We start from the raw sequence: 26,522 nt of genomic DNA, 5'->3' as shown, positions 1-26,522 counted from the left end.
GCCGCACCAACAGGCCGGACATATGGACGCAAGCGATCCGATCAAACCTCACAAAGCTCTTGTGCCACGGGGGCCGTCCACATATGGGTCCCGGCCTTCGCCGGGACGACACCGAGGGTGAGGTGCGCACTCTAGCCCCATCCCGCCGGTACATTTCGGCTGAAAGCGTCGAATTGGCGCGGTTCGGCCGGTTTCCCGGAGCCCGGCGATCACGTATCGTATGCCGGTCAATCAGGCCCGCGGAGCAATCTCAAGACATCGCGCAACACCTCTTCATTATGCCGTTATCCCGAGCCAGGTTGGCGCAAACCGACGAAACAGGGAGGCAGTGCCATGACGATGAGGCCGGATCCGACCTTTCACGCATCGCCCAAGCTCGCGATGGAAGCACCTGCGGAGAACTTTGCCTACACGTTGCTGCTCAGTCCGGATTTCTCAAAGCCGGATGCTCTCGCGGTCATCGACGTCAAGCCGGGATCGCCGACCTACAGCCAGATCGTCCACACCGTGACGATGCCCAACAAGGGCGATGAGTTTCATCACTTCGGCTGGAATGCCTGCTCCTCGGCCTTGTCGCCGCTCGCCGGACATGCCTTCATCGAGCGGCGCTATCTCATCATCCCCGGCTTGCGCTCGTCACGGATCTACATCATCGATACCAAGCCCGATCCGACCCAAGCCAAGATCCACAAGATCATCGAACCCGAGCAAGTCTTCAAGAAGACCGGCTACTCGCGGCCGCACACCATCCACTGCGGGCCGGACGGCGTCTATGTGAGCACGCTGGGCGGTGGCGGCAAAGACGGCACCAACGGGCCTCCAGGCGTCTTCATCATGGATTGCGAGACGTTCGAGGTCCTTGGACGATGGGAGATCGACCGCGGCCCGCAGACGCTGCACTATGATTTCTGGTGGAACCTGCCGCGTGACTACATGGTGACGAGCGAATGGGGGCTGCCGCCGCAGTTCGAGAACGGGATCGTCCCGGAAGATCTGCTGTCGAACAAATATGGCCATCGTCTCCACTTCTGGGATCTCCGCGCCCGGCGCAACGTGCAGACCATCGACCTCGGCGCCAATCATCAGATGGCGCTGGAGGTGCGTCCCGCGCACGATCCGGTTCGCGAATACGGCTTTGCCGGCGTGGTGGTCGACACCACCAATCTCGAAGGCTCGATCTGGACCTGGTGGCGCGAGGGCGGGAAATTCCATGCCGAGAAGACGGCGACCATCCCGCCGGAGCCCGCAGCCAAAGAGAAGCTACCGCCGCTTTTGCAGGGCTTTGGCGCCGTCCCGCCACTGGTGACCGACATCGATCTGTCGATGGACGATAGGTTCCTCTACGTCTCCTGTTGGGGCACCGGCGAGATGCGCCAGTACGATGTCAGCGATCCCAGAAAGCCCAAGCTTGCGGGCTCGGTGCACACCGGAGGCATCGAGCGCCGCGCGCCGCATCCGAACGGCAAGGCGTATGCAGGTGGCCCGCAGATGGTCGAGATCAGCCGCGACGGCAACCGGGTGTACTGGACCAATTCGCTCTATTCCACCTGGGACGACCAGTTCTATCCCGATGGGGTACCTGGTGTGGAAGTCATGGCCAATGTCGGTCGCAACGGCGGCCTCGAGCTCGACAAGGATTATTTCGTGAGCTTCCCCGACGGGTATCGTGCGCACCAGATCAGGTTGGAGGGCGGCGATTGTTCGACGGACTCCTTTTGCTACCCGTCGGTCTAGATTGGGAGCACGCGAGCCGGACGCTCGGTTGGCTGTGGCTCGCTCTTGTTGCGAGCGGTCTCTATCACGGGGTCAATCCGGGAATGGGATGGCCGCTCGCCGTTTCGGCCGGGCTCATGGCCAAGAGTCCGCGCGCGCTCGTCCGTACGTTGTGGGCTCTGTCGGCTGGACATCTCCTGGCAACATTATTGGTGCTGTTGCCATTCGCGCTGTTGCTGGCGCTGGCCGAATGGCAGCGTCCGATCCAGCTCGGCGCAAGCCTCCTCGTGATCGGATTCGGCGTCTTTCGTCTGATCGATCGGCGCCATCCGCGGGCGCTGACGCGGATACCGCCAACACAATTGGCGCTGTGGTCATTCGCCGTCGCCATCGCTCACGGCGCGGCGTTGATGCTGGTGCCGATTTATCTCGGCCTGTGCCAGGCCGCTGACCTCGACGCCGCTCATCAGGCGGCCGGCGCCCTCGTCACGGCAAATCTTGCCATGGCACTGATGGTATCGATCGTCCATCTCGCTGCGATGGTCGCCGCCGGCGGAGGTCTTGCCTGGATGGTCTACCGCTATCTCGGTCTGAAATTCATCTCGCGAAGCTGGTTCAATCTGGATGCAGTCTGGGCGGTCAGCCTGATTCTGGTCGGCGCCATCGCGCTTGCATTCAATCTTGCAAACTGGCGTTGAGGCGGAGCGCGGCCGCGCCGGTGGCACGTCGAAATTGAAGAGGCCGCCTTTGAGGCGGCCTCTGTTGTCCGGTTTTTCGCTGATTACTTCCGATGGCCCGGAGCATAGCCGGACGCGCCCGGGTAGCCCGAAACGGAGCTGCCGCTGTTGTACAGTCGACCCGGTGCGTAGCCGGACGCTCCCGGACCAGCGGTGGGGCCGCTCGTCACCGGGCCGTCGGTCCTGAACTGCTGTCCCGGCGAGAACGACGAAGCTCCGCCGCCAACGCCGCCGGGGCCCTTCGCAAATACAGTCGACGATGATGCGACGAGCAAACCAAGCACTGCGGCGCACGATACGATTCTGGTCATTCATTGCCTCTTTTGTTGACCGGGTATTTCCAGTTTTTCCCGATGCTTTCAAAAGATGTCCGGAATCTGTCCCAAACCGGAGCGAAAACGCGACGCGTTCCGAGAATACTTTCGAGAGTGGCCGGAAGGTCACAGGTATCGTCGCCATGCCTCTACCCTGGCTTGCCGTTTTTTCCCAATGTTGCCGGAGGACGCTGCGTCTTCAGGGACCATTCGCCGATAATGTGGAATCGTGCAGCGCCGCGCTCTTGCCGGAACAGCGCGATCCGATCGATCGCGAGTGCGTCGAGATTGAGCCCGGCAAACCTTGCCCGCAGCATATCGATGATCGGCCGACGTCGCTCCGCGTCCAGTCGTCCCGTCAGCGTCATGTGGAAGCGGAATTCGTCCATCACGTAAGGGTAGCCCCAGCGATCGAGATGATCGCGCTGTCGCGCGCTCAGGTTTGCGGGATTGCGCCTCGCGCGATCTTCCACCGTCAGCGGCGCGCGAAAGACGTCGAAGTCGCGCACGCAATCGGCGGCAAGCTGTTCAAGCTCTCGGGTCGGCTCCGTCGGAATGACGGCGATAAAACCGCTGATGGAATCGACCACTGGGCGAATCACCGGAATGGCCCGTGCTCGTTCGGCAAATGCGGCGCAGGCCGCATGCAGCTCGGCTTCGGTCTTACCCGGCGCCAGCGACATCGGCGCCTTCAGCGTGGCGTGAAATCCATATTTGCGGGGATCGGAGCTGACATCGCGCCAATCCGGCGCGACGCGGAGAGCGTCGTTCGGGAACGGCAACTCATTGCCGGTATGGGCGTCATAGCCGAGCAGCTCGGCACCGAAGCGCGAAAGTGCGCTGTCGGCGGTGGCTGCATAGTAGATCGCGTAGCGGGGGAATTCCATCATCGCCTCTCAATATAGCGGGTTCAGGCGGCGACGACAGCGGCGCGCGGCGCTGCGACTGAGCCGAGCAGGCGCGTTGCATCGGCAAGATGGACCAGCCTGCCCGCAGCGATCACTGCGACGATCCGCGGCCGCAGCGGTAGGGTGTCGTCGACCAGCAGGATGTCGGCGCGTCGTCCCTCCTTGATCACGCCGCGATCGGACAGGCCCGCGGCCTGCGCCGGCGCTTCCGAGATCAGCTTCCAGGCCTGCGCCAACGGCAGAAGGCCATCGGCGGCGAGCCGGAACGCGGCGAGCAGCTGTGCCGGATAATAGTAGTCCGACGCCAGCACCGAGCAGAGCCCCTTGGCGATCATGTCGGAGGCCTTGGTCCAACCCGTGTGGCTCCCGCCGCGCACCACATTCGGCGCGCCATAGACGATGGCGTCGCCGGCATCCGCGGCGTCCCGCGCCGTCTCCTCGTTGATCGGAAACTCGGCGATTGTGACGCCCTGGTCGCGATACGCCTTGCGCATCGCCGGTGTCGCATCGTCGTGTGAGAGCATCCGCACCTCGGCGGCGCGTGCGGCTGCTGCAAGCCGGGCAGTCGAGGCCGGCACGTCCGCGGTGCGAGATGCAACGCGCGCGACCAACTCATCGAAGGCCGCATCCGACAGCCCTGTGCGCTCCACCATGCGGTTGCGCTTGCGCGGCTTGGCCATGTCGGCAACGGTGCCGTCCATGTGGTCGTTGAAGGCGAACAGGTCGACGCGGCCCTCGGCGAGCCATTGGCCGATTTCGCCCTCGGCGTCCAGATTGTAGGTCTCGTGCCTGAGATGGAAGCGAGTGTCCGCCGCAAATTGCGGCCGCAGGCGTTCGATCGCCTCCACCAGGAGCCGCGCGTTGTCGCCCGAGCGCAGGCCCGGCTCCCACGACCAGGTCGTGGCATGAAACACTGTGGTGATGCCGTTGCTGATTGCCTGGCGGTCGCTGTCGGCAAGAGCAACGTCGATCGGAAAGTCGACGCCGGCGCGCGGCATCATCTGCCGCTCGAAGGCATCGCCATGCAGATCGACGATGCCGGGCAGGACCAGCAGGTTGCGCGCGTCGATCGCAAGTCGGGCGCGATCGCGGGAAGTATCGACCCGTGCGATGTCCTGTCCGGATACCGCAAGTGAAGTTTCGACGAGCTCGGAGCCGATCAGGGTCCGGCCACCTTCAAGAAAAATGTCTGTCACGCGACCGCGCTTCGTTTGCCGGCAAGAGAACTGGTAAGGGAGCTTGCCCGTGCTTCGTATGTCGACAGGAAATCTTCAATCCCGAGCTTGCGGAAATCGGGCAGGGCTTCACGCAATTTGTCGTGATCCCAATCCCACCAGGCGAGCTTGGCAAGCCGTCCGGCGATCTCTTCCGAGAACCGACGCCGGACGATCCGGGCCGGATTGCCGGCGACGATCGTATAAGCCGGCACGTCCTTGGTGACGATGGCGCCGGCCGCGATCACCGCGCCGGTGCCGATGTTGCGACCCGGCAGCACGATCGCGCCGTGGCCGATCCAGACATCATGGCCGATATGGACATGATGCTGACGCCGCCAGTCGAAGAACTCGGCATCGTCGCTCTCGCCAGGGAAGTAGGCGCTCGAACGATAGGTGAAATGCGCTTGCGTGGCGCGATGCATCGGATGATTGCCCGGATTGATGCGCGTCATCGCCGCGATCGAGCAGAATTTTCCGATGGTCGTGTAGGTGATTTGCGCGTCGTTCACGACATAGGAGTAATCGCCCATGGTCACTTCATGCAGGATCGTGCGCGCGCCGACTTCGGTATAGGCGCCGAGCCTAGTCTCATGCAGCTTCGCCGAAGGATCGATGGTCGGTTGGACCGAGAGCGCTTTGGCGGCCATGTTGCATCCGAAAAGCTCGAGGGCGGGCGTACCTCTTCGAGTGGCTTGATGACAGCGTCATGACGAAGCAATGACAGGGGATCAGGTGCGTAGGATCGCCGCACGGCCACGCGCGTGTCACACAAGTGTCAAGCGCCAGCGTTAGCGGTGGCAGCCAGCTACTCTGGAGCCCTGCATGCTGGTGGTGGAAGGTCTGACGTGCCGCTTCGGCGCAAAAGCCGCGGTAGACGACGCTTCGTTTCAAATTTCCCCCGGCGGCTTCGTCGGTGTGATCGGACGATCCGGCGCCGGCAAGTCGACCCTGCTGCGGACCATCAATCGTCTCGTGACGCCGACGCAGGGCCGCATCCTGTTCGACGGCATCGACGTTACCGCGCTGCGCGGCAAGGAGCTGCGGCAGTGGCGGGCGCGATCGGCAATGATCTTTCAGCAGTTCAACCTGGTCGGCCGGCTCGATGTGCTGACCAACGTGCTGATGGGGCGTCTCGCCGCGATTCCCGCCTGGCGTTCGCTCACGCAGGTCTGGCCCGAGCAAGACAGGGCGCTGGCGATGTCGGCGCTGGAGCAGTTCGACATCGCCTCGCTCGCCGCCCAGCGCGCCGATCAGCTCTCCGGTGGCCAGCAGCAGCGCGTGGCGATTGCGCGCGCGCTGGTCCAGCAGCCCGACATCATTCTCGCCGACGAGCCGATCGCCTCGCTCGATCCGCGCAACACCAAGATCGTGATGGATGCGCTGCTGCGCATCAACAAGCACTTCGGCATCACCGTGCTCTGCAACCTTCATTCGCTCGATCTGGCGCGCACCTATTGCGATCGCCTGATCGGCATGGCCGCGGGCCGCGTGGTGTTCGACGGTGCGCCGGCCGCGCTGACCGATCACGTCGCGCGCGAGCTCTATGATCTCGAAGCCGCCGACGTCATGGGCGGCTCGCCGGTGCCGACGCCCGACGGTGTCCCGGCGCTGGGAACGGCCGCGGCGGCATGAGCCGCGCCGCCTCAGTACTTGCCAGTTTTGCGTCAACCGACCCAACGGATGAAGAGGGTATCATGATCACTCGCAGAATAGTTCTTGCCGGCGCTGCCGCGCTCGCCTTCGCAGGCTCCGCCTCCGCGGACGACTGGAAAGCCAAATATCCCGAGCTGACCTTCGCGGTCGTTCCGGCGGAGAATGCCTCCGGCGTCACCGAGCGCTGGACGCCGTTCGTGGAATACCTGTCGAAGCAGCTCGGCGTGAAGGTCACGCTGCGTATCGCCAACGACTACGCCGCGGTGATCGAGGGCCAGCGCGCGGGCAACATCCACATCGCGAGCTACGGCTCGGCCTCGTTCGCGCGCGCCCGCCTGACCGGCGTCAAGACCGACGCCTTCGCCAACGACATCAACGCCGACGGTTCGACCGGCTACTATTCGGTGTTCTTCGTCAAGGCGAGCAGCCCCTACAAGAGCGTCGACCAGCTCAAGGGCAAGAATCTCGGCCTCGTCGACCCGAACTCGACATCGGGCAACAACGTGCCGCGCTTCGAGCTCGACAAGATGGGCATTGCCGATGCCGACAGCTATTTCAGCAAGGTCGTGTTCACGGGCAGCCACGAGAACGCGATGCTCGCGCTCGCGCAGGGTACGGTCGACGTCGCCGCCAACCAGTGGACCAGCGACGACGATTCCACGCTGGCGCAGATGCTGACCAAAGGCATGCTGAAGAATGCCGACGGCTCGGCGATGAAGAAGGATGATTTCCGCATCATCCACAAGTCGGCGCCGATCATCAACGGCCCCTATGCCTATAACTCCGACCTGCCGGAAGACGCCAAGTTGGCGATCGCCAAGGCATTCTTCGACGCGCCGACCAACGACAAGGCCGCCTTCGAGCGCCTCTCCGACGGCCAGAAGAAGGGCTTTCATCCCGCGACCACCAAGGATTGGGATGGCACGATCGAGCTGATCAAGTTCGTCGATGCGCTGCGCAAAAAGAAGGCGTCCTGAGCTTTCGGGACGATGCACTCGAGCCGGGTCCATGGACCCGGCTCTTTCTTTGACGGACCTTTAATCGACCGATGACGCTCGCGGTTTCGATCCTTCCCGAACAGCAATTGGCCGCGCTCAATGCCGCCTATCGCCAGGCGGTGACGCGCAAGCGGCTTCGTCTCCTGTTCGGAGTTGTGCTGTTCGCCACCGCGCTGGTTCTCGCCGCGATCGGCGCAGAAGTGAACCTGCGCACCCTCTTCACCTATTTCGGCAACTTCGTCAGCTATTTCGACCGCATCCTCACGCTCGACAGCGGCCAGCGCGTCTGGACCGATGTTGGCGAATGGCTGTGGGGCTGGCGCAAATGGCTGAAGATGCTCGGTGAGACGCTGCTGATCAGCTATGTCGGCACTCTGACCGGCGCGATCTTCGCCTTTGTCCTCAATTTCTTCGCCGCCGAGAACACCTCGCCCGGACCCTGGCTGCGCTTCGTCGTGCGGCGCCTGCTCGAATTCGCCCGCACCGTCCCCGGCATTGTCTTCGCGCTCGTTTTCGTCATCGCTTTCGGGCTTGGACCGATGGCGGGCGTACTCGCGATCGCAATCCACTCCACCGGCGCGCTCGGCAAGCTGTTCTCCGAGATCGTCGAGAACGCCGACATGAAGCCGGTTGAAGGCATCCGCTCGACCGGCGCGAGTTGGCTCTCCTGCATGCGCTTCGCCGTCGTGCCGCAGGTCACCGCCGGCTATGCCAGCTACGCGCTGCTGCGCTTCGAGATCAACGTGCGCGAAGCCTCCGTGATGGGCTTTGTCGGTGCCGGCGGTATCGGGCAGGAGCTCGTCGTCGCCATCCGCAAGTTCTACTATTCGGACGTCAGCGCGATCCTCCTCACCATCATCGTGACGGTCTTCATCATCGACATCACGACCGGCTGGCTGCGCAGCCGTCTGTTCGGCAGGGAGGCGCCGACGTGAGCAAGCCTCGGGAGGTCGACACGGCGGCGCTACGCGCGCGCTATCCCGATGTGTTCGAGCGGCCGGCCTCAGCGCGTCTTGCGACGCCGGCCATGATCGCGGCGGCACTCGCGCTCCTCATCTATGGCCTCGTCGACCTCGATTTCTCGCCCTCGCGCTTCGCTGCCGGTCTCAGTCAGCTCGGCTGGATCAGCCTGATGATGATCCCGCCGGATCCCGGCTCGTCGCTGCCGATCTATCTGAAGGCGCTCGGCGAGACGCTCTCGATCGCACTGCTCGGCACGACGCTCGCTGCGTTGTTCGCGCTTCCGGTCAGTCTGCTCGCGGCGCGCAACATCGTGCCTTCGAATATCCTGCGCTTTCCGGTGCGGCGCTTCCTCGATTCGATCCGCGGCGTCGATACGCTGATCTGGGCGCTGGTCTGGATCAACGTCGTCGGGCTCGGACCGTTTGCCGGCGTGCTTGCGATTGCCGTGTCGGATTTCGGCGCTTTCGGCAAGCTGTTCTCGGAGGCGATCGAGGGCGCCGACCAGAAGCAGGTCGAGGGCATCCGCGCCTCCGGCGGCAGCGCGCTGCACGAGATCAGGTTTGGCCTGATGCCGCAGGTGCTGCCCGTGATCGCCGGCCAAGTGCTCTATTTCATCGAATCGAACACGCGCTCGGCCACCATCATCGGCATCGTCGGTGCCGGCGGCATCGGGCTCCAGCTCGCCGAGCAGATCCGCGTGCTGGAATGGCAGAAGGTGTCGTTCCTAATCCTGATGATCCTGGTCGCGGTCGCCGCGATCGACTTCATCTCCGGAAAACTCCGCTTCGCCATCATCGGGCGGCGGGCGGTGGCATAGCAGCTCTTTCGCCTCTCCCCGAACTCTCTGCTTTCCTTCTCCCCTTGTGGGAGAAGGTGGCGCGAAGCGCCGGATGAGGGGTCTCTGTCCACGGACTCAATAAGAGCTGGATTCGCGGAGAGAGACCCCTCACCCGTCTCGCCGCTACGCGGCGAGCCACCCTCTCCCACAAGGGGGAGAGGGGAAACGGCTGCGTGGCGAAGGGCTACCCGTTCTCCACCAGAAACTCCACGCGCTCTGCTGCAAACCGGGAATGCTTGGTCACCAGCGGTTTGCCGTCGAGGTCGAGGTCGGTTGCGTCGACCACCAGGATCGGCCGGCCGAGTGGGAGGTCGAGTCGCGCCGCGTCGGTCGCGTCCACGATTCCGGCCGTGATCCGGGTCGCGCCGCGGCGGTAGTCGCGGACGCCGTAATGCTCGAGCAGTTTTGTCATCGAGCGCGTCGCTGCGAAGACAGCTCCCGCACCCGGAAACAGCTCGGCGGACAGCCAGGTGGTGGAGACGCAGATCGGCGTGCGGTCGGCGAGCCGAATCGCCTCGATCCGGACCAGCGGTGCACCGACCTTCAGGCCGAGCTCCCGCGCGAGCTCACGGGTCGCAACGTCTTCGGAGGCCTCGATCAACCGGCCGCGCGGCTCGCGGCCGCCGGCGCCGACAATCTCGGAGAAGCGCGTCCGCGAGCGCAGCGGATAGGCGAGGCGCTGCGCTTCGACATAGGTTCCGCTGCCCCGCTCGGCGCGCACCAGGCCGCGCTCCGCAAGTGCAGCCAGCGCGCGCCGCACGGTGTGACGGTTCACGCGATAGGTTTCGGCGATCTCCATTTCGCCCGGCAGCTTGTCGCCGGCCGCAAAGCGGCCATCGGCAATGCCGCGTTCGATGCCATCGGCGACAAGGCGCCACAGCGCGACGCCGGAAGAGGCGGTGTCCTGCATACTCATGTCGTCGGGTAGGCTACCCCAGAAATCATACGTTTGTCACGAAACGGTCATGGCGCTTCCGTATCAAGTTGTCTATTATCATAGACAACTTGAATTCGGCAAGTTCGGTGGATCTCGTGACCCAGCACAACGACCAGCAAGCCCAGCGCAAGGCCGCGATGGCCGTGCTGGCGCACGCGGAGGCGGGCGAGATCGCCGCTCGCCTCCGCATTCTCGCCCTGCCGGGCCATCAGGATTTGCGCGAGGGCGAAAGCGGCCTCGTGATGCTGCGCGGCCGGGTCGGCGGCGACGGCGCGCCGTTCAACCTCGGCGAGGCGACGGTCTCGCGCGCCGCTGTACGGCTTGCGAGCGGCGAGGTCGGCTTCGGCTACACGCTCGGGCGCGACCGCGAGAAGGCAAGGCTGATCGCGCTGTGCGACGCGCTGGCGCAGTCGCGGGATTTTGGCGCAGCGGTCGAGCGGGACGTGATCGCGCCGCTGCGCCAAGAGCTGCTGGCGCGGCGCAAGCAAACGGCGGCGCAGACGGCCGCGACGAAGGTCGATTTCTACACCATGGTGCGCGGTGAGGGGTGAGGCCATGACCACGATTGCGGAATTGCCGCCGGGTTTTGCCGACAAGGTCTTGTCGGCGCAATCGACCTTTCGTTCGGTCATGGACGCGATGGCGCGTCCGGGCTCGGTCCAGCGCATCGTGCCGGTGGCGGGAACGCCAGGGCCCATGATGCGCGGTACCGCCGCGATCGCGCTGACGCTGTTCGATCACGACACGCCGCTCTGGCTCGATGCGGGGATGTCGGAGAGCTCCGACGTGGTGAAGTGGCTGAAATTCCACACTGGCGCGCCGGTCGTGCAGGATTCTTCGATTGCCGCTTTCGCGCTGATCGCAGAGGGCACAGCACTTCCGCCGCTCGAGCGCTTTGCGCTTGGCAGTTCAGAATATCCGGATCGTTCGACCACATTGATCCTTCAGGTCGACGGTCTCGACGCGGGACGCTCTTTCGAGCTGCGCGGCCCGGGCATCGATGGAGTCGCGACGCTTCAGGCGACGATCCGGCCTGCCGATCTGTTCGAGCGGCTGAGCGTCAACGAGGCGCTGTTTCCGCGCGGCATCGATGTGGTGCTGGTGTCCGATGACTCCGTCGTTGCGATCCCGCGCACCACGCGCGTCGCGAACAAGGGAAGCTAGAAGCATGTATGTCGCAGTCAAAGGCGGCGAACGCGCCATCGAGAACGCCCATCGCCTGCTCGCAAATGCGCGGCGCGGCGACCAGAGCGTTCCGGAAGTCACGCTCGATCAGATTTCGGAGCAGCTCGGCCTTGCCGTGGACCGCGTCATGAGCGAAGGCTCACTCTATGACCGCGAACTCGCGGCGCTCGCGATCAAGCAGGCGCGCGGCGATCTCATCGAGGCGATCTTCCTGGTCCGCGCCTTCCGCGCCACCTTGCCGCGCTTCGGCGCGAGCGAGCCGGTTGACACCGGCGCGATGCGGGTGCAGCGGCGGGTGTCGTCGACGTTCAAGGATATTCCGGGCGGCCAGATCCTCGGGCCGACCTTCGACTACACGCACCGTTTGCTCGATCCGACGCTCGCCGAAGGTTTCGTGCCGGAGGAGCCCGCCACCGGCGAGGCTTCGACGGCGGCAACGCCGCGCGTGACTGACATTCTGGGCCGCGACGGGTTGATCGAATCGTCGCCGCAGGCCGAGGAGGGCGCAAGCGTCGGCGATCTCACGCGCGAGCCGCTGAATTTTCCGGCCGATCGCGACTTGCGCCTGCAGAATCTTGCGCGAGGCGACGAAGGCTTCCTGCTGGCGATGGGCTATTCCACCCAGCGCGGCTATGGCCGCAACCATCCCTTCGCCGGCGAAATCCGTTTCGGCGAGGTCGAGGTCGAATTCTTCACGGAGGACGTCGGCTTCGCGGTACCGCTCGGCGCCATCGAGCTGACCGAGTGCCAGATGGTCAACCAGTTCAAGGGCTCGGCCACCGAAGCGCCGTGCTTCACCCGCGGCTATGGCCTCGCCTTCGGCCAGAGCGAGCGCAAGACAATGTCGATGGCGCTGGTCGACCGCGCGCTGCGGGCACGGGAACTCGGCGAGGAGGTGGGTGCGCCGGCGCAGGACGAGGAGTTCGTGATGTCGCATTCTGATAACGTCCAGGCGACCGGCTTCGTCGAGCACCTGAAGCTGCCGCATTATGTCGACTTCCAGTCCGAGCTCGGCCTGCTGCGCAAGCTGCGTCAGGAATTCGCCGAGGCCAACACCGCCGAGCCCATGAAGGAGGCCGCGGAATGAACGCGCCTGCCTACAATTTCGCCTATCTCGACGAGCAGACCAAGCGGATGATCCGCCGCGCGATCCTGAAGGCGATCGCGATCCCCGGCTATCAGGTGCCGTTCGCCAGCCGCGAAATGCCGATGCCCTATGGCTGGGGCACCGGTGGCGTGCAGGTGACCGCCGCGATCCTCGGGCCCCAGGACGTGCTGAAGGTGATCGATCAGGGTTCCGACGACACCACGAACGCGATCTCGATCCGCAAATTCTTCGCCAAGACCGCGGGCGTCGCCACGACGACCGCGACGCAAGACGCGACCGTGATCCAGACCCGTCACCGCATCCCGGAGGCGGCGCTGCACGAAAACCAGGTGCTGGTCTATCAGGTGCCGATCCCGGAACCCCTGCGCTTCCTCGAGCCGCGCGAGACCGAGACGCGGCGCATGCACGCGCTTGCCGAATACGGCCTGATGCATGTGAAGCTCTACGAGGACATCGCCCGCTTCGGCCATATCGCAACCGCCTACGCCTATCCGGTGAAGGTGAATGCGCGCTATGTGATGGACCCGTCGCCGACGCCGAAATTCGACAATCCCAAGATGGACAATTGCCCGGCGCTGCAGCTCTTCGGCGCCGGCCGCGAGAAGCGCATCTATGCGATCCCGCCCTATACACAGGTGGTGTCGCTCGATTTCGAGGATCATCCGTTCGAGCCTTACCGCTTCAACGCGCCTTGCGCGCTCTGCGGGGCGGAAAACTCATATCTCGACGAGATCGTGACCGACGACAAGGGCGGCCGCATGTTCGTCTGCTCCGACACTGACTATTGCGAGGGCCGTCAGGCCGCCGGCCATCACGGCAGCCTGAGCGCCGCGCCATACAAGGAGAGGGCGCATGGGGGCTCAAATGGCTGACCAGGACATGATCGAGAACGATCAGCCGCTGCTGATCGCGGAGTCCCTGAGCAAATCCTACGGCAGGATCGCCGCCTGCCGCGACGTCTCCTTCGCGCTCTATCCGGGCGAGGTGCTGGCGATCGTCGGCGAGTCCGGCTCGGGCAAGTCGACGCTGCTGCAATTGTTGTCGGGCCAGCTCGCGCCGAGCGGCGGCTGCGTGTCCTATCGGATGCGCGACGGCATCACGCGTGACCTTTCGACCCTCGGCGAGGCCGAGCGGCGCTTCCTGTTCCGCACCGATTGGGGCTATGTGCATCAGGATCCCGCCCAGGGCCTGCGCATGGCGGTCTCGGCCGGTGCCAATGTCGGCGAGCGGCTGATGGCGGTGGGCTGGAACCACTATGGCCGCATCCGCGACACCGCGTCCGACTGGCTCACGCGCGTCGAGATCGATGTCGCACGCATCGACGATGCGCCGCGCACCTATTCCGGCGGCATGCGTCAGCGCCTCCAGATCGCGCGCAACCTCGTCACCGAGCCGCGCCTTGTCTTCATGGACGAGCCGACCGGCGGCCTCGATGTCTCCGTGCAGGCCCGCCTGCTCGACCTCCTGCGCAACCTCGTCGCCGAGCTGCATCTCGCCGTCGTCATCGTCACCCATGATCTTGCGGTCGCGCGGCTGTTGTCGCATCGCGTGATGGTGATGAAGGGTGGCCGGGTCATCGAGACCGGTCTCACCGACCAGGTGCTCGACGATCCGCGCGAGCCCTATACGCAACTCCTTGTCTCCTCGATTCTGCCGCCATGAGCCCGCCGATGACTGCCATGATCGACATCGCCGATGCGAAGAAGACCTTCACGATGCACCTGCAGGGCGGCATCGAATTGCCGGTGGTCCGCGGCGTGACCTTCCACGTCAACCCGGGCGAATGCGTCGTGTTGTCGGGCCCGTCCGGCGCCGGCAAGTCGTCGATCCTGAAGATGATCTTCGGCAACTACCGCTGCGACTCCGGCCGTATCGGCATCCGCCATCGCGGCGCGCTGATCGATCTGGCCATCGCCGAGCCACGGCAGGTGCTCAATGTCCGCCGGTCGACTATCGGCTATGTCAGCCAGTTCCTGCGCGCGGTGCCGCGGGTTGCGACCATCGACGTCGTCGCTGAGCCTCTGATCGTGAACGGCATGAGCCGGGCCGATGCGCAGGCGCGCGCGGGCAGCCTGCTGCATCGTCTCAATATCCCCGAGCGGCTCTGGCAGCTTCCGCCTGCGACCTTCTCCGGCGGTGAGCAGCAGCGCGTCAACATCGCGCGCGGCTTCATCTCGGCCCTGCCGATCCTGCTGCTCGACGAGCCGACCGCCTCGCTCGATGCCGCCAACCGCGCCGTCGTGGTCGAGCTGATCGGCGAGAAAAAGCGGCAGGGCGTCGCCATGGTCGCGATTGTCCATGACAACGAAATCCGCCATCTGATCGCCGACCGCATCGTCGACGTCACCAGCTTTGCCGCCGCGGCCTGAAGGACGAGAAGGACATGAACGCCAAGTCGAGGGAAACCGTGATCGCCAATGCCAGGATCGTCCTGGCCGACCGGGTGATCGAGCAGGGCTGGGTCGCCATTGCGGACGGGCGCATCGCCGAGATCGGCGAGGGCAAGGCGCCCGCGGGCGCCGAGGACGCCGGTGGCGATCTGCTCACGCCCGGCCTGATCGAGCTCCACACCGACCATCTCGAAGCGCATTACGTGCCGCGCCCAAAGGTGTTCTGGGATCCGGTCGCCGCCGTCCTCTCCTATGACGGCCAGCTCGCGACGTCAGGCATCACCACCGTGCTCGACTCGCTGCGGGTCTGGCGCGAGGACGGTGCCGAGGAAGTCGACGGCCGCGCGGGAACGCTCGCCGCAGCGATCTCGGTCGCGCGCGAGCACAATCTGCTGCGCGCCGATCACTTCCTGCATCTGCGCTGCGAGATTCCGATGCCGAGCGTGGTCGAGGAAGCCAAGGAGCTGGTCGACCGTCCCGACGTGCGGCTGATGTCGCTGATGGACCATACCCCCGGCCAACGCCAGTTCCGCGACGAGGTCAAGCTGCGCGACTATTATCGCGGCAAGGGCGGCGGCAAGACCGACGCCGAGCTCGACGAGTTGTTTGCGCGGCGCTTCGAGTATCAGAAGGCCTACGCCGCGACCAACATGCGCGCGATCGTGGCTCTGGCGCATGGGCACGGCATTCCGCTGGCCAGTCACGACGACACCACCGAGGAGAATGTTGCGGATGCCGTCCGGGACCGCGTCGCGGTGGCCGAATTCCCGACCACGCTCGAGGCCGCGCGCGGCCTGCATCAGGCCGGCATCGACATCCTGATGGGCGCGCCGAACGTCGTGCGCGGCGGATCGCACTCCGGCAACATCGCCGCGGTCGACCTTGCGCGCGAAGGCCTGCTCGACATCCTGTCGTCCGACTACATCCCCTCCAGCCTGCTGATGGCCGCGTTGCAGCTGCCGGAGCATGTGCCGGCGATCGATCTGCCGGCGGCGATCCGCACCGTGACCAAGGCCCCGGCGGATGCGGTGGGCCTCTCCGACCGCGGCGAGATCGCGGTCGGCAAGCGCGCCGACCTGATCCGCGTGCACGTCGCCGGCCGCGTTCCTGCGGTTCGTAGCGTCTGGCGCGAGGGGAGCCGGGTCGCATGAGCGAGACCGTGACGATCGCGCAGGAGCCAGCAGCGGCGATCGGGCCGGGGCGGCTCGTGCTCGTGGTCGGTCCCAGCGGCGCTGGCAAGGACACGCTGCTCCGGCTCGCGCAGGCGGCCTGCATCGACGATCAGGACGTTGTCTTTCCGCGCCGCTTCGTGACGCGGGAATCGTCTGCGGCCGAGGATAATGTGGCCGTGAGCCCCGAGGAATTCCGATGCGCGCTCGACCATGGCGATTTCGCCGTGCATTGGGAAGCGCACGGGCATTCCTACGCCTTGTCGCTCGAAATCAACGACGACATCCGTGCGGGTCGCACGGTCGTCGTCAACGTCTCGCGCATGGTGATCGGCGCGCTGCGTGGCGCCTATGCCAATGTGGTGGTGGTCGCGATCACGGCCCCGCCGGACGTGCTGGCCCAGCGGCTCGCCGCGCGGGCGCGGCACAGCGACGGCAATATTGCGGAACGGCTCGCCCGCAGCGTCGATGACGCGGCGGCGCAGGCCGATGTCACCATCGTCAATGCCGGCAGCGCCGAGTATCACGGCCGCCATCTCGTGCGTGTGATCAGGAACGAATGCTGGCGCGATTAGCGGCTGGCGCGACAAGGAGAACGGAATGTCGGTGATTACGACGGTCGAACAACTCGAAGCCATCTACGGCGCCACCAACGACGCCTCGACCGTGAAAGTCGCCGACCACGTCACGCCGCTCTATCGCATCTTCATCGAGAGGGCCCCGTTTGCCGCGCTCGCGACCATCGGGCCGGAAGGCATCGACTGCTCGCCGCGCGGCGATCTGCCCGGCTTCGTCCGCATTCATGATCCCAAGACGCTGATGCTGCCGGACCGCCGCGGCAACAACCGGGTCGATTCCCTGCGCAACATCATGCGCGATCCGCGCGTGGCGCTGATGTTCCTGATCCCCGGCTCGGGCAACGCGATCCGCGTCAACGGACGCGCGCATCTCTCCGTCGATCCGGAATTGCTGGCCTCCTTCAAGGTCGACGGCAAGGCGCCGCGCAGCGTGATGGTGATGACGGTGGAGGAAATCTATTTCCAGTGCGCCCGCGCCATCGTGCGCTCGGATCTCTGGAATCCCGACAAGCGCGTCGATCCCAAGACGCTGCCGACACCGGGGCAGATCCTCGCCGAGATGAGCCAGAACAAGGTCGGCGGCGAGGAGTACGACCGCATCTGGCCCGAGCGTGCGGCCGCGACGATGTGGTAAGGTCTCTTGCCCTCTCCCCTTGTGGGAGAGGGTGGATCGCCGCGAAGCGGCGAGACGGGTGAGGGGTCTGTCTCCGCGAACTCATCTTGCAGTTGGTGCACGCCGATAGATACCCCTCATCCGGCGCTTTGCGCCACCTTCTCCCACAAGGGGAGAAGGGAAGCGAGATGGCGATCGTCTCGCTAGTTAAACGCCATCCCGCCGCTCAGCGCGACGGTCTGCCCGGTCATGTAGGCATTGTCGACCAGCAGCATCACGGCCTTCGCCACTTCCTCCGCGGTGCCGAAGCGGCCGAGCGGGATGCGGCTGACGAGCTGTGGCTGTCCGCTCATCATGTCGGTCTCGATCAGCGAGGGCGCCACCGCATTGACGGTGATACCTTCCTTCACCAGGCGCGCCGCATAGCCGCGCGTCAGCCCCTCCATGCCGGCCTTGGAGGCATTGTAGTGCGGGCCGATCGAGCCGGCGCCGCGCGCGGCGCCCGAGGAGATGTTGACGATGCGGCCCCATTTCCGCGCACGCATCGCCGGCAGAACCGCCTGCGTGCACAGGAAGACGGATTTGAGGTTGACCAGGATGGTGCGGTCGAAATCGTCTTCGGTGAGATCGTCGACGCCGCGTGTGATGGCGATGCCGGCATTGTTGACGAGGATGTCGATCGCGCCGAGCTCGGCCGTGACGCGCTCGATCATCGCGGCAACGGCTTCGCGCTGCGACACGTCGGCGGCCACGGCTATCGCGCTGCCGCCGCGCTTGCCGATCTCGTCCGCCAATTGCTCTGCCTGTCCGATCCGCTCGCGGCAGTTGATCGCCACGGCCGCGCCGGCCCCGGCCAGCAGGCGACAGACGGCTGCGCCGATCCCGCGCGAGCCGCCTGTGACGAGCGCGGTACGTCCCTTCAAATCGGCTGCCATGTCCTGACCTCTCTTCTCGGTCGTCTCCTGCCTGCCGGACACTACCACGCCGGCGGTTCGGTCGGGTTGAATTCATCGCGAGATGAATCCATTTGCCGCCGCTTGTGCCGGGAGAAGCGCCGATGTGCGCCGACGGTAAATATGGATGGCCATTTCATTGACCGATGACGCCGATCGCTCGATATTCAAGGTATCGAAACTGCTCCTCGAGCCGAAGCCGCGACATGAGAACCGATCACCAGCGTATTTTGGGCGACATGCACAAGCGCATGACGCGACGCTGTTTCTCGGCGGCGACGGGCGCCTGTTGTTGTTGCTGACCGCGTCCTAGCAGCATCCCATACCGCAAATCTCACACAGGGACGCCGCATCGCGGCGAACGAGCAGCCATGTCCCAAGCCCATAGGCAAGCCTACATCATCGAAATCCACGACCGCGCCGCCGGCATCATCACAAGAGACGAGCGCGGCTTCCGCTTCTTCTCGTCCGAGCGCCTGTTCGACAGCCTCGAGGGCCGGCAGTTCCGCTCGGCGCGCGAGGCCGAGCGCGCCGCGCGCGCGGTGTTCTCCGAACGGAGCCAGCGGGCAAACTCTCTATTTCTCGCTGTCTGAACGCGAGGCAGCGTGTGGAATCAGCTCCGGCGGCGCGCCCTTGTGCGTGCCGCCTTCTTTGCGGCGGCGGAGCGGGCCTTGGCGCCCTTGGTGTGACTTGCCTTGCGCGCAGCGGCCGAACGGGACGCGGCGCTGCGATGGCTCGCGCCACGCTTGCCCTGCTTTGACAGCGCGCGACGCGACGCCGCGCTGCGCGGCTCCTTCTTCAGGACTCCTTCCACCGCGCGCGATACGCGTGGCCGGCGCTTCGGATGCCGTTTGCCCTGGCCGGCCTCATAGGCGTATTTGGCGCTGCGACGCGTGGCCTTCTTGGTTCGTCCTTTGCGCGGTGGCGGAAGGTCGACGCCGGCGCGGCGTGCCTCGGAAAGACCGATGGCGATGGCCTGGCGCGTCGAGCGCGCGCCATGCTTGCCCTTGCGAATCTTGTCGATCTCGTCCTTGACGAACTCGCCTGTCTGCGTGCTCGGCGATTTGCCCGCGCGCTTGTCCTGCCTGGCTTTGCGAATGACTTCCTGTCTTGGCATGGGTCAAGTTCCCTCATGGATTCACGGGGATATCTGACCGCAACGCATCAGGCGGAAGATTGATCCTCTTCAGTTCCTCAGCGCCGCCAGCAGTTCGTCGGGCCGCTCGGCCATGATCATGTGGCCTGCGCCGGATACCACGACGGTCTTCGCATGCGGGATCGCGGCCGCGAGTGCCTTGCCCGCCTTCGCCGGTGTCATCATGTCCCGCTCGCCGAGGATGAGCGTGGTCGGCACCTTCAAGCTCGCGGCGGCGGTGAGCGCGTTCGCATAGGAATTGCAGGCGGACAAATCCTTGAACAGCACACCCGGTTCGCAGTGTTTCAACACCGCCTGCGCGCCGCCGTGCATCCACAGGCCCGGCGCGAGGCTGCCGCCGAGCTCGGCCTTGAAGCCGAGGCCCCAGATCGAGACCATGTCGATCGCATCCTGATCGTTAGCTTCGGCGGCCTTCAAGAGATCCGGGCCAACCGTCATGGTCGCGGCCGTGCCGATCAGGCTCAACGCGGATACCTTGTCGGGATGCCGTGCCGCGGTCTCCAAAGAGATCAGCGAGCCCATGGAGTGGCCGATCAGATGCGCTTTTGGCGAGGCGGCGGCATCGAGCAGTGCCGCGATCCAGTCGGCCATCTCCGCGATGGTTGAGAGCGAGGGGCCGGACGAGCGGCCGTGGCCGGGCAGGTCGGGCGCCAGCACGCCAAATCCATGATGCGCGAACCAGCGTGTGTGCAGCGCCCAGGTCGAATGATCGAAGCCTGCGCCATGGATGAACACCACTGCGGGCAGGGACTTGTCGAATTCGCGGCCGCCGGTCGCGACAAACACCTCGGCGCCGTTGACGGAGAGCTTCATGGCTTCAGACCTTTTGCGAGATGCGCAGGGCTTGGGCAAGATCGTCGATGATGTCGCTTGCCGTCTCGATGCCGACCGACAGCCGCACCAGCTCCTCGCCGACGCCGGCGGCCTTGAGCTGTTGGGCGTCCATCTGCTGATGCGTGGTGCTGGCGGGATGGATCACCAGCGTCTTGGCGTCGCCGACATTGGCGAGATGGCTGATCATGCGCAGCGACTCGATGAACTTGCGGCCCGCGGGGCGCCCGCCCTTGATGCCGAAGGAGACGATCGAGCCGGCGCCGCGCGGCAGCAGCTGCTTGGCAAGCTGATAATCTGGGTGGGTCTCCAGCGAGGGATGCAGCACCCAGTCAACGGCCTTGTTGGCCTGCAGCGCCTCCAGCACGAGATGCGTGTTCTGCATGTGGCGGTCCATGCGCACGCCGAGCGTCTCGACGCCCTGCAGGAGCTGGAATGCGTTGGTCGGCGACAGGCAGGCGCCGAAATCGCGCAGGCCTTCCGTGCGTGCGCGCATGATGAAGGCGGCGGTGCCGAACTGCTCGTCGAAGACGATGCCGTGATAGCCGCCATAGGGCTCGGTGAGCACGCCGAACTTGGCCGAAGCGCGCCAGTCGAAGCGGCCGCCGTCAACGATGACGCCGCCGATCGCGATGCCGTGGCCACCGATCCATTTGGTCGCCGAATGCATCACGAGATCGGCGCCGAGTTCGATCGGGCGGCTGAGATAGGGCGTGGCGAAAGTGTTGTCGATCAGGAGTGGAATTTTCGCATCATGCGCGATGGCCGCGACCTTCGGAATGTCCAGCACTTCGAGGCCGGGATTGCCGATGGTCTCGCCGATCACGAGCCTTGTGTTCGGCGAGATTGCCGACCGGAACGCAGCGAGATCGCGCGGCTTCACGAAAGTCGTGGTGATGCCAAAGCGCGGCAGTGTGTGCGCCAAAAGGTTGATGGTGCCACCATAGAGCGAGCTCGATGCCACGATGTGGTCGCCGGCACTGAGGAGGGTGGCGATGGCGAGATGCATCGCCGCCTGGCCGCTCGCGGTGCAGATCGCGCCGACGCCGCCTTCCAGTGCCGCGAGCCGTTCTTCGAGCACGCCGGTGGTCGGATTGGAGATGCGCGTATAGATGTGGCCGGCGCGCTCGAGGTTGAACAGCGCGGCGGCGTGATCGGAATCCTGGAACACGTAGGACGTGGTCTGGTAGATCGGCACGGCGCGGGCGCCGGTCGCGGGATCCGGATGCTGGCCCGCATGCAGGCTGAGGGTCTCGAAGGCAGGCGGCTTGGGCGCAGGCATGCTTGGCCTCGTTGGTCGGTCGGCTGGGGCGGCCGTTGTGCCACAAATCGCCGCGTCGCGTCAGCCCATTGACAGCGTCTTAGGTTGAGCTGCAACCGCGACGGAGGTGCACTCCCTCGCCCCGCTTGCGGGGAGAGGGCTGGGGTGAGGGGGACTCTCCGCGGGGGTGGTGACAGTCGGACTCGCGGAGAGTCCCCCTCACCCGGATTGCATCTTCGATGCAATCCGGCCTCTCCCCGCAAGCGGGGAGAGGCGAAGTGGCACCGGCTCAAACCAATCCACTACGCGCTTTAGCCAAGACCGCTCCGGATGTTCTGCTCGATGGCGCGGGCTTCGCGCTGCAGGACGTCCACGACCTCCTGCTCGCGGCGGGGGCCGAGCCGCGTTCGCACGGCGGAGACCGTCATCGCCGCGGCCGGCCGTCCGTCCGGGGTCTTGATCCAGGTGGAGATCGATTTCGTGCCCTGCACGAGGCCGATCTCCCTCATGCCGTATCCTCGGCGCCGCGCGGCGGTGACCTGAGCGAGCACCGTCCCGGCATCGGTCCTGTAGGCCTCGAACCGCTTCTCGTTGGCTGCGACGATTTTTCGCGCGTCCTGCGCCGGCATTGCGGCGAGGATTGCGACGCCCGCGCTGCTGACGCCGAGCGGCCGTCGCGCGCCGACCTCGATCGACAGTACCTGGATCGGGTACGCGCCGATCCTGCGGTCGACGCATAGCGTGTCGTTTCCGGTCCGCACGGTCAGGAATAGCGTGTCGCCGATATCGGCGGATGCGCGCCGCAGCGAAGGGTTCGCCGCAACCAGCAGCGGCGAGGGCCGGGGACGCGCGAGCGCCAGTTCCGGCACCTGGTTGCCGATCGCGTAGCGCCCGCTCTTGCCGTGCCGCTCGACGATGCCTTCCTCGATCAGCACGTGAACGATGCGATGCACGGTCGGACGGGTGAGGCCGGTCGCCTGCACCACCTCGGCCAGCGGCACACCGGTCTCGCGGCCTGCGGCAAGAATGCGCAGCACCGCGAGCGCGCGCCGGATTGCCTGCGCGCCCTGTCGCGGTTCCGTCGTGCTCCGGGCAGATCTTGATGAAGGCGTCTTGTCCATAATATGGACAAGAACCGCACAATTCCGTCGACAGGTAAAGCCCGGAATCGACAGATTGCGGTCTGATCGGAGCGCCGTGCGTGGCGCCGGTGAGCATCAAGAAAAGTAGGGCGGCCCCGGATCCGCCCGCGGGAGGCTGAGATGAGATTGTTCTGGATAGCCATGGCTGCGGTGGCGGCGATGCTGGCGGGGCCTGCGTCGGGCCAGCAATGGCCGGCGCGCAATGTCAAGCTGATCGTGCCCTATCCAGCCGGCGGCAATGTCGACAGCGCGGCGCGCATCATCGCCGACAAGCTCCAGGAGCGCCTCGGCCAGCCCTTCATCATCGAGAACAAGGCCGGCGCCGGTGGCATGATCGCGGGTGAGGCCTTCGCGAAATCGCCGAACGACGGCTACACGCTGTTCGTCGGGGCCAACGGCCCGGTGCTGTTCGCGACCGAAATCAACAAGCGCGACGCCTATAGCTGGAAGCGGGATTTCCTCCCCATCTCGACGATCTCGATGACACCGCTGGTGCTCGAGGTCCATCCTTCCGTCCAGGCGACGAACTTCAAGGAATTTATCGATCTCGCCAAGCGCGAGCCCGGCAAGCTGACCATGGCCTCGCCCGGCCCCGGCACCACCAACCATCTTCTCAGCGAGTTGATGCAGTCCAGCCTCGGCCTGCAGTGGGTCACGGCGCATTACCGCGGCAATGCGCCGGCCATCAACGATCTCCTCGGCGGGCAGGTTCAGTTCGCATTCGACCAGTTGTCGGTCAGCCTGCAACACATCAAGGCCGGCCTGTTCCGCGCGCTGGCAGTCACCAGCCCGCATCGCCTGAAGTCACTGCCGGACGTTCCGACCTTCGCCGAGCTCGGCTACAAGGATTTCGACGGCCAGACCTTCACCGGCCTGTTCGCGCCCGCCGGCACGCCAGCGCCGATCGTCGACAGGCTGCACGAGGCGCTGGTCGCGATCCTGAAAGACCCCGGCGTGGTCGACAAGTTCGACAAGCTCGGCGCGGAAGCCGTCGCGATGACGCCGGACGAATTCAGGGCCTATCTCGAGCGCGAGGACGCCAAGTGGATTCCGGTCGTGCGCAAGGCCAACATTAGGGCTGACTGATCGATGCAGATCGACCCCACCGGGCTCGGCGCGGAGCGCATCTACCGGCTGATGACCGGCATCGTGGTGCCGCGCCCGATCGCCTGGGTGACCAGCCTGTCGCGGAGCGGCGTGCTCAACCTCGCCCCGTTCAGCGCCTTCACCTTCGTCTCGCAGAAGCCGCCGATGCTCGCCATCAGCGTCGGCCGCAAGGGCGCCGACTACAAGGACACTGCGCACAACATCCTCGATACCGAGGAATATGTCATCCACATCGCCGATACGCCGCTGATGAATGCGGTGCACGACAGCTCCGTCGAGCATCCGCCCGAGGTCAGCGAGGTCGAGGAGCTCGGCCTTGAGACGCTCGCCAGCGAGCGCATCAAGGTGCCGCGGCTCGCGGCCGTGCCGGTCGCGATGGAATGCCGCTTTCGGCAGTGCCTCGAATTCGGTGACGCCCGCAGCCGGCTCATCGTCGGCGAGGTCGTGATGTTCCACATCCGCGACGGCCTCGTGAACAACGGCAAGGTCGAGACCGAGGCGCTCGATCCGATCGCCCGCATTGGGGGACCGCGCTACGCCCGCCTCGGCGAGATCGTGACGCTGCGCGCCGTCTTCCAGACCCCGAAATCGACCGACTGAGCTCGCAATGACCGATCACTCTCCGACCGCCGAATTCGGGACTTATTCGACCGGCGAGCGTGCCGCGATCATCTTCTCCTGCATGCTCGGCTTCGCGCTCGACCTCTACGACGTGCTGATCATGCCGTTCCTGATGAGCTCTATCCAGGGCTCGCTCGGGATATCGCTGACGCAGGTCGCGAGCGTCACCAGCCTGACGCTGATCGGCTCGGTGATTGGCGGTGCGCTGTTCGGCTGGCTCGGCGATCGCATCGGCCGCAAGCAGGCGCTCCAGCTCACGCTCGGCGTATTCGCGGTCGGATCGATCGCATCCGCTTTCGCGTGGGACTATGCCAGCCTCGCGGTGTTGCGCTTCATCACCGGCGTTGGCCTCGGCGGCGAATGGGGCGCTGGCATGGTGCTGTTCAACGAAGCCTGGAACAAGGATCGCCGTGGGCTCGGCAGCGCGTTCATCCAGGGCAGCGCGGTCATCGCGAGCGCCGGCGCCTCCATCGTCGGCGTCTGGGCGACCACGTCGTTCACCCCGGAATGGGGCTGGCGCGTCGCGCTGCTGACCGGCGGCTCGCCGATCGTGTTGATGATCTTCATCCGCTTCTTCATGCCGGAATCGAAGGCCTGGCTCCAGTTCGACCGCGCCCGCAAGAGCGGCCTTGTCGAGAGGAAAGCGAAGACCGCCAACACGCTGCTCCTGATGTTCCAGGGCCGGCTTTTGCCTGTCTCGATCATGTGCCTCGCCTGGATGATGGCCTACATGTTCGCCTATTACGGCATCGTCGTCTTCATGCCGACCTTGATGCAGAAGTCGCTGGGCGCGCCGCCGGATGTCGTGCGCAACATCTCCGTCATCGCTTCGGTCGTCGGCGGCTGCTCCTACCTCACGATGGGCGTTCTCAACGACGCCTTCGGCCGCCGCTTCGGCGCGCTACTGCCGGGGCTTTCCTGGGGCGTGATGGCCTGCGCGCTGTATGTCTTCGCGCACGGCAGGTTCGGCGGACACCTGCTCGGCTTCCCGATGTTCTGGACCTACATCGCCTTCGTCATCGGCAATTCCGCGCTCGGCGTGGTCGGAACCTGGTTGTCCGAGATCTATCCGATCGAGGTGCGGTCGACCGCGGTGTCCTTCATCTACATGGCTGGCCGCGGCGTCGGCAGCCTTGCGCCGATAGTCGTGCCGCTCGCGGCCGCGTCCTTCGGCGGCGAGCTTGCCATGGGCATGCTGATCGTCGTGCCCGCCATCATCCTGTTCCTGGCAATGACCCTGTCGCTGCCCGAGACGCGCGGGCGCGAGCTTGCCGCGGTCGACGATGCCCATCGCGCCGGTCACGCAGCCTGAAGAGTATTGGAGAGAACGACAATGCGACTGCTGAGCTATCTGGTGAACGGAGAGCCGCGCTACGGCGCGGCCGTCGAAGGCGGCGTCGTCGATCTGACCAGGCGGATCGGTCGAGACTTTTCCGATGTGAAGGCGCTGATCGCGGCCAATGCGCTCGCGGATGCGCAGGAGGCGGCGGCCGGTCAAAAGCCGGACTATGCGCTCAAGGACCTGGTCCTGTTTCCGCCGGTGCTCGCGCCGGAAAAGCTCTGGTGCATCGGCGTCAACTACGCCGAGCGCAACGCCGAATACAAGGACAACTCGGACCTGCCAAAATATCCGAGCCTGTTCGTGCGCAGCCCGTCCTCGATGACCGGCTCCGGCCAGCCGATCGAGAAGCCGAACGTGTCGGAGCAGCTCGACTATGAAGGCGAGCTCGTGATCGTGATCGGCCAGGGCGGCCGTCACATTCCGCGCGAAAAAGCCTGGTCGCACATTTTCGGCATGACGCTGTGCAACGAGGGCACCGTGCGGGACTGGCTGCGTCACGGCAAGTTCAACGTCACGCAGGGCAAGAATTTCGATCGCTCCGGCAGCATCGGCCCGTGGATCGTCACGGCGGACGAACTGGATCCGCGCGGTCCGCACGATATCGTCACGCGCGTGAATGGCGAGGTGCGGCAGCAGGACACGACCGAACGGCTGATGTTCCCGTTCGACTTCCTGATCTCCTATCTCTCCACCTTCGCCACGCTGAAGCCCGGCGACATGATCGTGACGGGCACGCCGACCGGGGCCGGCGCCCGCTTCTCACCGCCGCGATGGCTCAAGGTGGGCGA

General features: G+C 65.3%; 29 protein-coding genes and 1 pseudogene. 21 read left to right on the top strand and 9 right to left on the bottom strand.

Annotation, left to right across the window (positions count from 1 at the left end; all coding sequences use genetic code 11):
• The first annotated feature begins 333 nt into the window (after positions 1 to 333).
• On the top strand, positions 334 to 1,734 hold the full coding sequence (locus AYJ54_RS21955) for a selenium-binding protein SBP56-related protein (protein ID WP_063702075.1): 1,401 nt from the start codon (positions 334 to 336) through the stop codon (positions 1,732 to 1,734).
• 83 nt (positions 1,735 to 1,817) lie between these two features.
• Positions 1,818 to 2,411 (top strand): hypothetical protein, encoded by a 594-nt coding sequence (locus AYJ54_RS21950; RefSeq protein ID WP_136623848.1) that lies wholly within the window; start codon positions 1,818 to 1,820, stop codon positions 2,409 to 2,411.
• A 502-nt stretch (positions 2,412 to 2,913) separates the two neighbouring features.
• Here AYJ54_RS21950 and AYJ54_RS21945 read toward each other — a convergent pair.
• From AYJ54_RS21945 to AYJ54_RS21935, 3 genes are read right to left on the bottom strand one after another with little or no spacing between them, the layout of a single operon-like run.
• Positions 2,914 to 3,654, bottom strand: coding sequence for a DUF1045 domain-containing protein (locus tag AYJ54_RS21945; protein ID WP_063702071.1), 741 nt, complete (start codon positions 3,652 to 3,654; stop codon positions 2,914 to 2,916).
• Between the two features lie 20 nt (positions 3,655 to 3,674).
• Positions 3,675 to 4,868 (bottom strand): alpha-D-ribose 1-methylphosphonate 5-triphosphate diphosphatase, encoded by a 1,194-nt coding sequence (locus AYJ54_RS21940; protein WP_063702069.1) that lies wholly within the window; start codon positions 4,866 to 4,868, stop codon positions 3,675 to 3,677.
• A complete protein-coding gene (locus tag AYJ54_RS21935; RefSeq protein ID WP_063702067.1) occupies positions 4,865 to 5,536 on the bottom strand; it encodes a transferase hexapeptide repeat family protein in 672 nt (223 codons plus the stop codon). The genes AYJ54_RS21940 and AYJ54_RS21935 overlap by 4 nt, the downstream gene beginning before the upstream one ends.
• A gap of 175 nt (positions 5,537 to 5,711) precedes the next feature.
• On the opposite strand from AYJ54_RS21935, the gene phnC reads away from it, so the two are divergent.
• The 4 genes from phnC to phnE (AYJ54_RS21915) all read left to right on the top strand — a co-directional run bounded on the left by phnC (position 5,712) and on the right by phnE (AYJ54_RS21915) (position 9,320).
• Positions 5,712 to 6,521 (top strand): phosphonate ABC transporter ATP-binding protein, encoded by an 810-nt coding sequence (phnC, locus tag AYJ54_RS21930; protein WP_063702065.1) that lies wholly within the window; start codon positions 5,712 to 5,714, stop codon positions 6,519 to 6,521.
• Between the two features lie 62 nt (positions 6,522 to 6,583).
• Positions 6,584 to 7,519, top strand: a complete 936-nt coding sequence (gene phnD, locus AYJ54_RS21925; protein WP_063702063.1) for a phosphonate ABC transporter substrate-binding protein — start codon at positions 6,584 to 6,586, stop codon at positions 7,517 to 7,519.
• A 71-nt stretch (positions 7,520 to 7,590) separates the two neighbouring features.
• Entirely contained in the window at positions 7,591 to 8,475 is an 885-nt protein-coding gene (gene phnE, locus AYJ54_RS21920; protein ID WP_063702061.1) for a phosphonate ABC transporter, permease protein PhnE, read from the top strand.
• Positions 8,472 to 9,320, top strand: coding sequence for a phosphonate ABC transporter, permease protein PhnE (gene phnE / locus AYJ54_RS21915; RefSeq protein ID WP_063702059.1), 849 nt, complete (start codon positions 8,472 to 8,474; stop codon positions 9,318 to 9,320). Before phnE (AYJ54_RS21920) ends, phnE (AYJ54_RS21915) begins: the two co-directional genes overlap by 4 nt.
• Before the next feature lie 205 nt (positions 9,321 to 9,525).
• On the opposite strand, the gene phnF is transcribed toward phnE (AYJ54_RS21915), so the two are convergent.
• Complete coding sequence (phnF, locus tag AYJ54_RS21910; RefSeq protein ID WP_063702057.1) at positions 9,526 to 10,257, bottom strand: phosphonate metabolism transcriptional regulator PhnF; 732 nt, start codon at positions 10,255 to 10,257, stop codon at positions 9,526 to 9,528.
• A gap of 107 nt (positions 10,258 to 10,364) precedes the next feature.
• Between phnF and phnG the strand changes: the two genes are divergently transcribed.
• Genes phnG through AYJ54_RS21865 form a run of 9 tightly spaced genes read left to right on the top strand, consistent with a single transcriptional unit; the run spans position 10,365 to position 17,342 of the window.
• On the top strand, positions 10,365 to 10,829 hold the full coding sequence (gene phnG, locus AYJ54_RS21905; protein ID WP_082905781.1) for a phosphonate C-P lyase system protein PhnG: 465 nt from the start codon (positions 10,365 to 10,367) through the stop codon (positions 10,827 to 10,829).
• A 4-nt stretch (positions 10,830 to 10,833) separates the two neighbouring features.
• The gene (gene phnH, locus AYJ54_RS21900; RefSeq protein WP_063702056.1) at positions 10,834 to 11,442 is read left to right on the top strand and encodes a phosphonate C-P lyase system protein PhnH; all 609 of its coding nucleotides are present in this window, start codon (positions 10,834 to 10,836) and stop codon (positions 11,440 to 11,442) included.
• A 4-nt stretch (positions 11,443 to 11,446) separates the two neighbouring features.
• A complete protein-coding gene (locus AYJ54_RS21895; protein ID WP_063702054.1) occupies positions 11,447 to 12,550 on the top strand; it encodes a carbon-phosphorus lyase complex subunit in 1,104 nt (367 codons plus the stop codon).
• Positions 12,547 to 13,443 carry an alpha-D-ribose 1-methylphosphonate 5-phosphate C-P-lyase PhnJ gene (locus tag AYJ54_RS21890; protein WP_063702053.1) on the top strand — a complete coding sequence of 299 codons (897 nt, stop codon included), beginning with the start codon at positions 12,547 to 12,549 and terminating at the stop codon, positions 13,441 to 13,443. Before AYJ54_RS21895 ends, AYJ54_RS21890 begins: the two co-directional genes overlap by 4 nt.
• The gene (gene phnK, locus AYJ54_RS21885; protein ID WP_063702051.1) at positions 13,436 to 14,233 is read left to right on the top strand and encodes a phosphonate C-P lyase system protein PhnK; all 798 of its coding nucleotides are present in this window, start codon (positions 13,436 to 13,438) and stop codon (positions 14,231 to 14,233) included. The genes AYJ54_RS21890 and phnK overlap by 8 nt, the downstream gene beginning before the upstream one ends.
• 8 nt (positions 14,234 to 14,241) lie before the next feature.
• On the top strand, positions 14,242 to 14,940 hold the full coding sequence (phnL, locus tag AYJ54_RS21880; RefSeq protein ID WP_063702107.1) for a phosphonate C-P lyase system protein PhnL: 699 nt from the start codon (positions 14,242 to 14,244) through the stop codon (positions 14,938 to 14,940).
• Positions 14,941 to 14,954: 14 nt separating this feature from the next.
• On the top strand, positions 14,955 to 16,112 hold the full coding sequence (locus tag AYJ54_RS21875) for an alpha-D-ribose 1-methylphosphonate 5-triphosphate diphosphatase (RefSeq protein ID WP_063702049.1): 1,158 nt from the start codon (positions 14,955 to 14,957) through the stop codon (positions 16,110 to 16,112).
• Positions 16,109 to 16,705, top strand: coding sequence for a phosphonate metabolism protein/1,5-bisphosphokinase (PRPP-forming) PhnN (gene phnN, locus AYJ54_RS21870; protein ID WP_063702047.1), 597 nt, complete (start codon positions 16,109 to 16,111; stop codon positions 16,703 to 16,705). The genes AYJ54_RS21875 and phnN overlap by 4 nt, the downstream gene beginning before the upstream one ends.
• Before the next feature lie 25 nt (positions 16,706 to 16,730).
• The gene (locus AYJ54_RS21865; protein ID WP_063702045.1) at positions 16,731 to 17,342 is read left to right on the top strand and encodes a pyridoxamine 5'-phosphate oxidase family protein; all 612 of its coding nucleotides are present in this window, start codon (positions 16,731 to 16,733) and stop codon (positions 17,340 to 17,342) included.
• A 182-nt stretch (positions 17,343 to 17,524) separates the two neighbouring features.
• Here AYJ54_RS21865 and AYJ54_RS21860 read toward each other — a convergent pair whose 3' ends face one another.
• Positions 17,525 to 18,256: an SDR family NAD(P)-dependent oxidoreductase gene (locus tag AYJ54_RS21860; RefSeq protein ID WP_063702106.1), complete on the bottom strand. Its 732-nt coding sequence runs from the start codon at positions 18,254 to 18,256 to the stop codon at positions 17,525 to 17,527.
• Positions 18,257 to 18,401: 145 nt separating this feature from the next.
• Between AYJ54_RS21860 and AYJ54_RS50775 the strand changes: the two genes are divergently transcribed.
• A complete protein-coding gene (locus tag AYJ54_RS50775; RefSeq protein WP_063702043.1) occupies positions 18,402 to 18,587 on the top strand; it encodes a hypothetical protein in 186 nt (61 codons plus the stop codon).
• Positions 18,588 to 18,645: 58 nt separating this feature from the next.
• Positions 18,646 to 18,867 carry a hypothetical protein gene (locus AYJ54_RS21850; RefSeq protein WP_063702041.1) on the top strand — a complete coding sequence of 74 codons (222 nt, stop codon included), beginning with the start codon at positions 18,646 to 18,648 and terminating at the stop codon, positions 18,865 to 18,867.
• A 20-nt stretch (positions 18,868 to 18,887) separates the two neighbouring features.
• Here AYJ54_RS21850 and AYJ54_RS21845 read toward each other — a convergent pair whose 3' ends face one another.
• From AYJ54_RS21845 to AYJ54_RS21830, 4 genes are all read right to left on the bottom strand, one after another.
• On the bottom strand, positions 18,888 to 19,391 hold the full coding sequence (locus AYJ54_RS21845; RefSeq protein WP_063702039.1) for a DUF6496 domain-containing protein: 504 nt from the start codon (positions 19,389 to 19,391) through the stop codon (positions 18,888 to 18,890).
• A gap of 69 nt (positions 19,392 to 19,460) precedes the next feature.
• Positions 19,461 to 20,243: an alpha/beta fold hydrolase gene (locus AYJ54_RS21840; protein WP_063702037.1), complete on the bottom strand. Its 783-nt coding sequence runs from the start codon at positions 20,241 to 20,243 to the stop codon at positions 19,461 to 19,463.
• Between the two features lie 4 nt (positions 20,244 to 20,247).
• Complete coding sequence (locus tag AYJ54_RS21835) at positions 20,248 to 21,543, bottom strand: O-acetylhomoserine aminocarboxypropyltransferase (RefSeq protein WP_063702035.1); 1,296 nt, start codon at positions 21,541 to 21,543, stop codon at positions 20,248 to 20,250.
• 290 nt (positions 21,544 to 21,833) lie between these two features.
• Positions 21,834 to 22,643, bottom strand: a complete 810-nt coding sequence (locus tag AYJ54_RS21830; protein WP_063702033.1) for an IclR family transcriptional regulator — start codon at positions 22,641 to 22,643, stop codon at positions 21,834 to 21,836.
• A 141-nt stretch (positions 22,644 to 22,784) separates the two neighbouring features.
• Here AYJ54_RS21830 and AYJ54_RS21825 point away from each other — a divergent pair, with 141 nt between their 5' ends.
• The 4 genes and pseudogenes from AYJ54_RS21825 to AYJ54_RS21810 all read left to right on the top strand — a co-directional run.
• Positions 22,785 to 23,750 carry a Bug family tripartite tricarboxylate transporter substrate binding protein gene (locus AYJ54_RS21825; RefSeq protein ID WP_063702031.1) on the top strand — a complete coding sequence of 322 codons (966 nt, stop codon included), beginning with the start codon at positions 22,785 to 22,787 and terminating at the stop codon, positions 23,748 to 23,750.
• Between the two features lie 3 nt (positions 23,751 to 23,753).
• Entirely contained in the window at positions 23,754 to 24,371 is a 618-nt protein-coding gene (locus AYJ54_RS21820) for a flavin reductase family protein (protein ID WP_063702029.1), read from the top strand.
• A 7-nt stretch (positions 24,372 to 24,378) separates the two neighbouring features.
• Complete coding sequence (locus tag AYJ54_RS21815) at positions 24,379 to 25,704, top strand: MFS transporter (protein ID WP_063702028.1); 1,326 nt, start codon at positions 24,379 to 24,381, stop codon at positions 25,702 to 25,704.
• A 21-nt stretch (positions 25,705 to 25,725) separates the two neighbouring features.
• A pseudogene (locus tag AYJ54_RS21810) lies at positions 25,726 to 26,522 on the top strand (fumarylacetoacetate hydrolase family protein); the annotation flags it as partial.

The sequence above is a fragment of the Bradyrhizobium centrolobii genome (assembly GCF_001641635.1).
Lineage (GTDB): Bacteria > Pseudomonadota > Alphaproteobacteria > Rhizobiales > Xanthobacteraceae > Bradyrhizobium > Bradyrhizobium centrolobii.
The sequence above is the reverse complement of the archived record's forward strand: the minus strand, read 5'-3'. Positions and strand labels throughout refer to the sequence as shown.

Excerpts from the sequence above, each read along its gene's own strand:
- AYJ54_RS21875 (WP_063702049.1), top strand. The coding sequence starts at position 14,955 with ATGAACGCCAAGTCGAGGGAAACCGTGATCGCCAATGCCAGGATCGTC.
- AYJ54_RS21820 (WP_063702029.1), top strand. The coding sequence starts at position 23,754 with ATGCAGATCGACCCCACCGGGCTCGGCGCGGAGCGCATCTACCGGCTG.
- AYJ54_RS21835 (WP_063702035.1), bottom strand. The coding sequence starts at position 21,543 with ATGCCTGCGCCCAAGCCGCCTGCCTTCGAGACCCTCAGCCTGCATGCG.
- phnC (WP_063702065.1), top strand. The coding sequence starts at position 5,712 with ATGCTGGTGGTGGAAGGTCTGACGTGCCGCTTCGGCGCAAAAGCCGCG.
- AYJ54_RS21890 (WP_063702053.1), top strand. The coding sequence starts at position 12,547 with ATGAACGCGCCTGCCTACAATTTCGCCTATCTCGACGAGCAGACCAAG.
- AYJ54_RS21850 (WP_063702041.1), top strand. The coding sequence starts at position 18,646 with ATGTCCCAAGCCCATAGGCAAGCCTACATCATCGAAATCCACGACCGC.
- phnL (WP_063702107.1), top strand. The coding sequence starts at position 14,242 with ATGACTGCCATGATCGACATCGCCGATGCGAAGAAGACCTTCACGATG.
- AYJ54_RS21825 (WP_063702031.1), top strand. The coding sequence starts at position 22,785 with ATGAGATTGTTCTGGATAGCCATGGCTGCGGTGGCGGCGATGCTGGCG.
- AYJ54_RS21860 (WP_063702106.1), bottom strand. The coding sequence starts at position 18,256 with ATGGCAGCCGATTTGAAGGGACGTACCGCGCTCGTCACAGGCGGCTCG.
- phnH (WP_063702056.1), top strand. The coding sequence starts at position 10,834 with ATGACCACGATTGCGGAATTGCCGCCGGGTTTTGCCGACAAGGTCTTG.
- phnD (WP_063702063.1), top strand. The coding sequence starts at position 6,584 with ATGATCACTCGCAGAATAGTTCTTGCCGGCGCTGCCGCGCTCGCCTTC.
- AYJ54_RS21955 (WP_063702075.1), top strand. The coding sequence starts at position 334 with ATGACGATGAGGCCGGATCCGACCTTTCACGCATCGCCCAAGCTCGCG.
- AYJ54_RS21895 (WP_063702054.1), top strand. The coding sequence starts at position 11,447 with ATGTATGTCGCAGTCAAAGGCGGCGAACGCGCCATCGAGAACGCCCAT.
- AYJ54_RS21950 (WP_136623848.1), top strand. The coding sequence starts at position 1,818 with ATGGGATGGCCGCTCGCCGTTTCGGCCGGGCTCATGGCCAAGAGTCCG.
- AYJ54_RS21830 (WP_063702033.1), bottom strand. The coding sequence starts at position 22,643 with ATGGACAAGACGCCTTCATCAAGATCTGCCCGGAGCACGACGGAACCG.
- AYJ54_RS21845 (WP_063702039.1), bottom strand. The coding sequence starts at position 19,391 with ATGCCAAGACAGGAAGTCATTCGCAAAGCCAGGCAGGACAAGCGCGCG.
- AYJ54_RS21935 (WP_063702067.1), bottom strand. The coding sequence starts at position 5,536 with ATGGCCGCCAAAGCGCTCTCGGTCCAACCGACCATCGATCCTTCGGCG.
- phnF (WP_063702057.1), bottom strand. The coding sequence starts at position 10,257 with ATGAGTATGCAGGACACCGCCTCTTCCGGCGTCGCGCTGTGGCGCCTT.
- phnK (WP_063702051.1), top strand. The coding sequence starts at position 13,436 with ATGGCTGACCAGGACATGATCGAGAACGATCAGCCGCTGCTGATCGCG.
- AYJ54_RS50775 (WP_063702043.1), top strand. The coding sequence starts at position 18,402 with ATGGCCATTTCATTGACCGATGACGCCGATCGCTCGATATTCAAGGTA.
- AYJ54_RS21945 (WP_063702071.1), bottom strand. The coding sequence starts at position 3,654 with ATGATGGAATTCCCCCGCTACGCGATCTACTATGCAGCCACCGCCGAC.
- AYJ54_RS21840 (WP_063702037.1), bottom strand. The coding sequence starts at position 20,243 with ATGAAGCTCTCCGTCAACGGCGCCGAGGTGTTTGTCGCGACCGGCGGC.
- AYJ54_RS21815 (WP_063702028.1), top strand. The coding sequence starts at position 24,379 with ATGACCGATCACTCTCCGACCGCCGAATTCGGGACTTATTCGACCGGC.
- AYJ54_RS21865 (WP_063702045.1), top strand. The coding sequence starts at position 16,731 with ATGTCGGTGATTACGACGGTCGAACAACTCGAAGCCATCTACGGCGCC.
- phnE (WP_063702061.1), top strand. The coding sequence starts at position 7,591 with ATGACGCTCGCGGTTTCGATCCTTCCCGAACAGCAATTGGCCGCGCTC.
- phnN (WP_063702047.1), top strand. The coding sequence starts at position 16,109 with ATGAGCGAGACCGTGACGATCGCGCAGGAGCCAGCAGCGGCGATCGGG.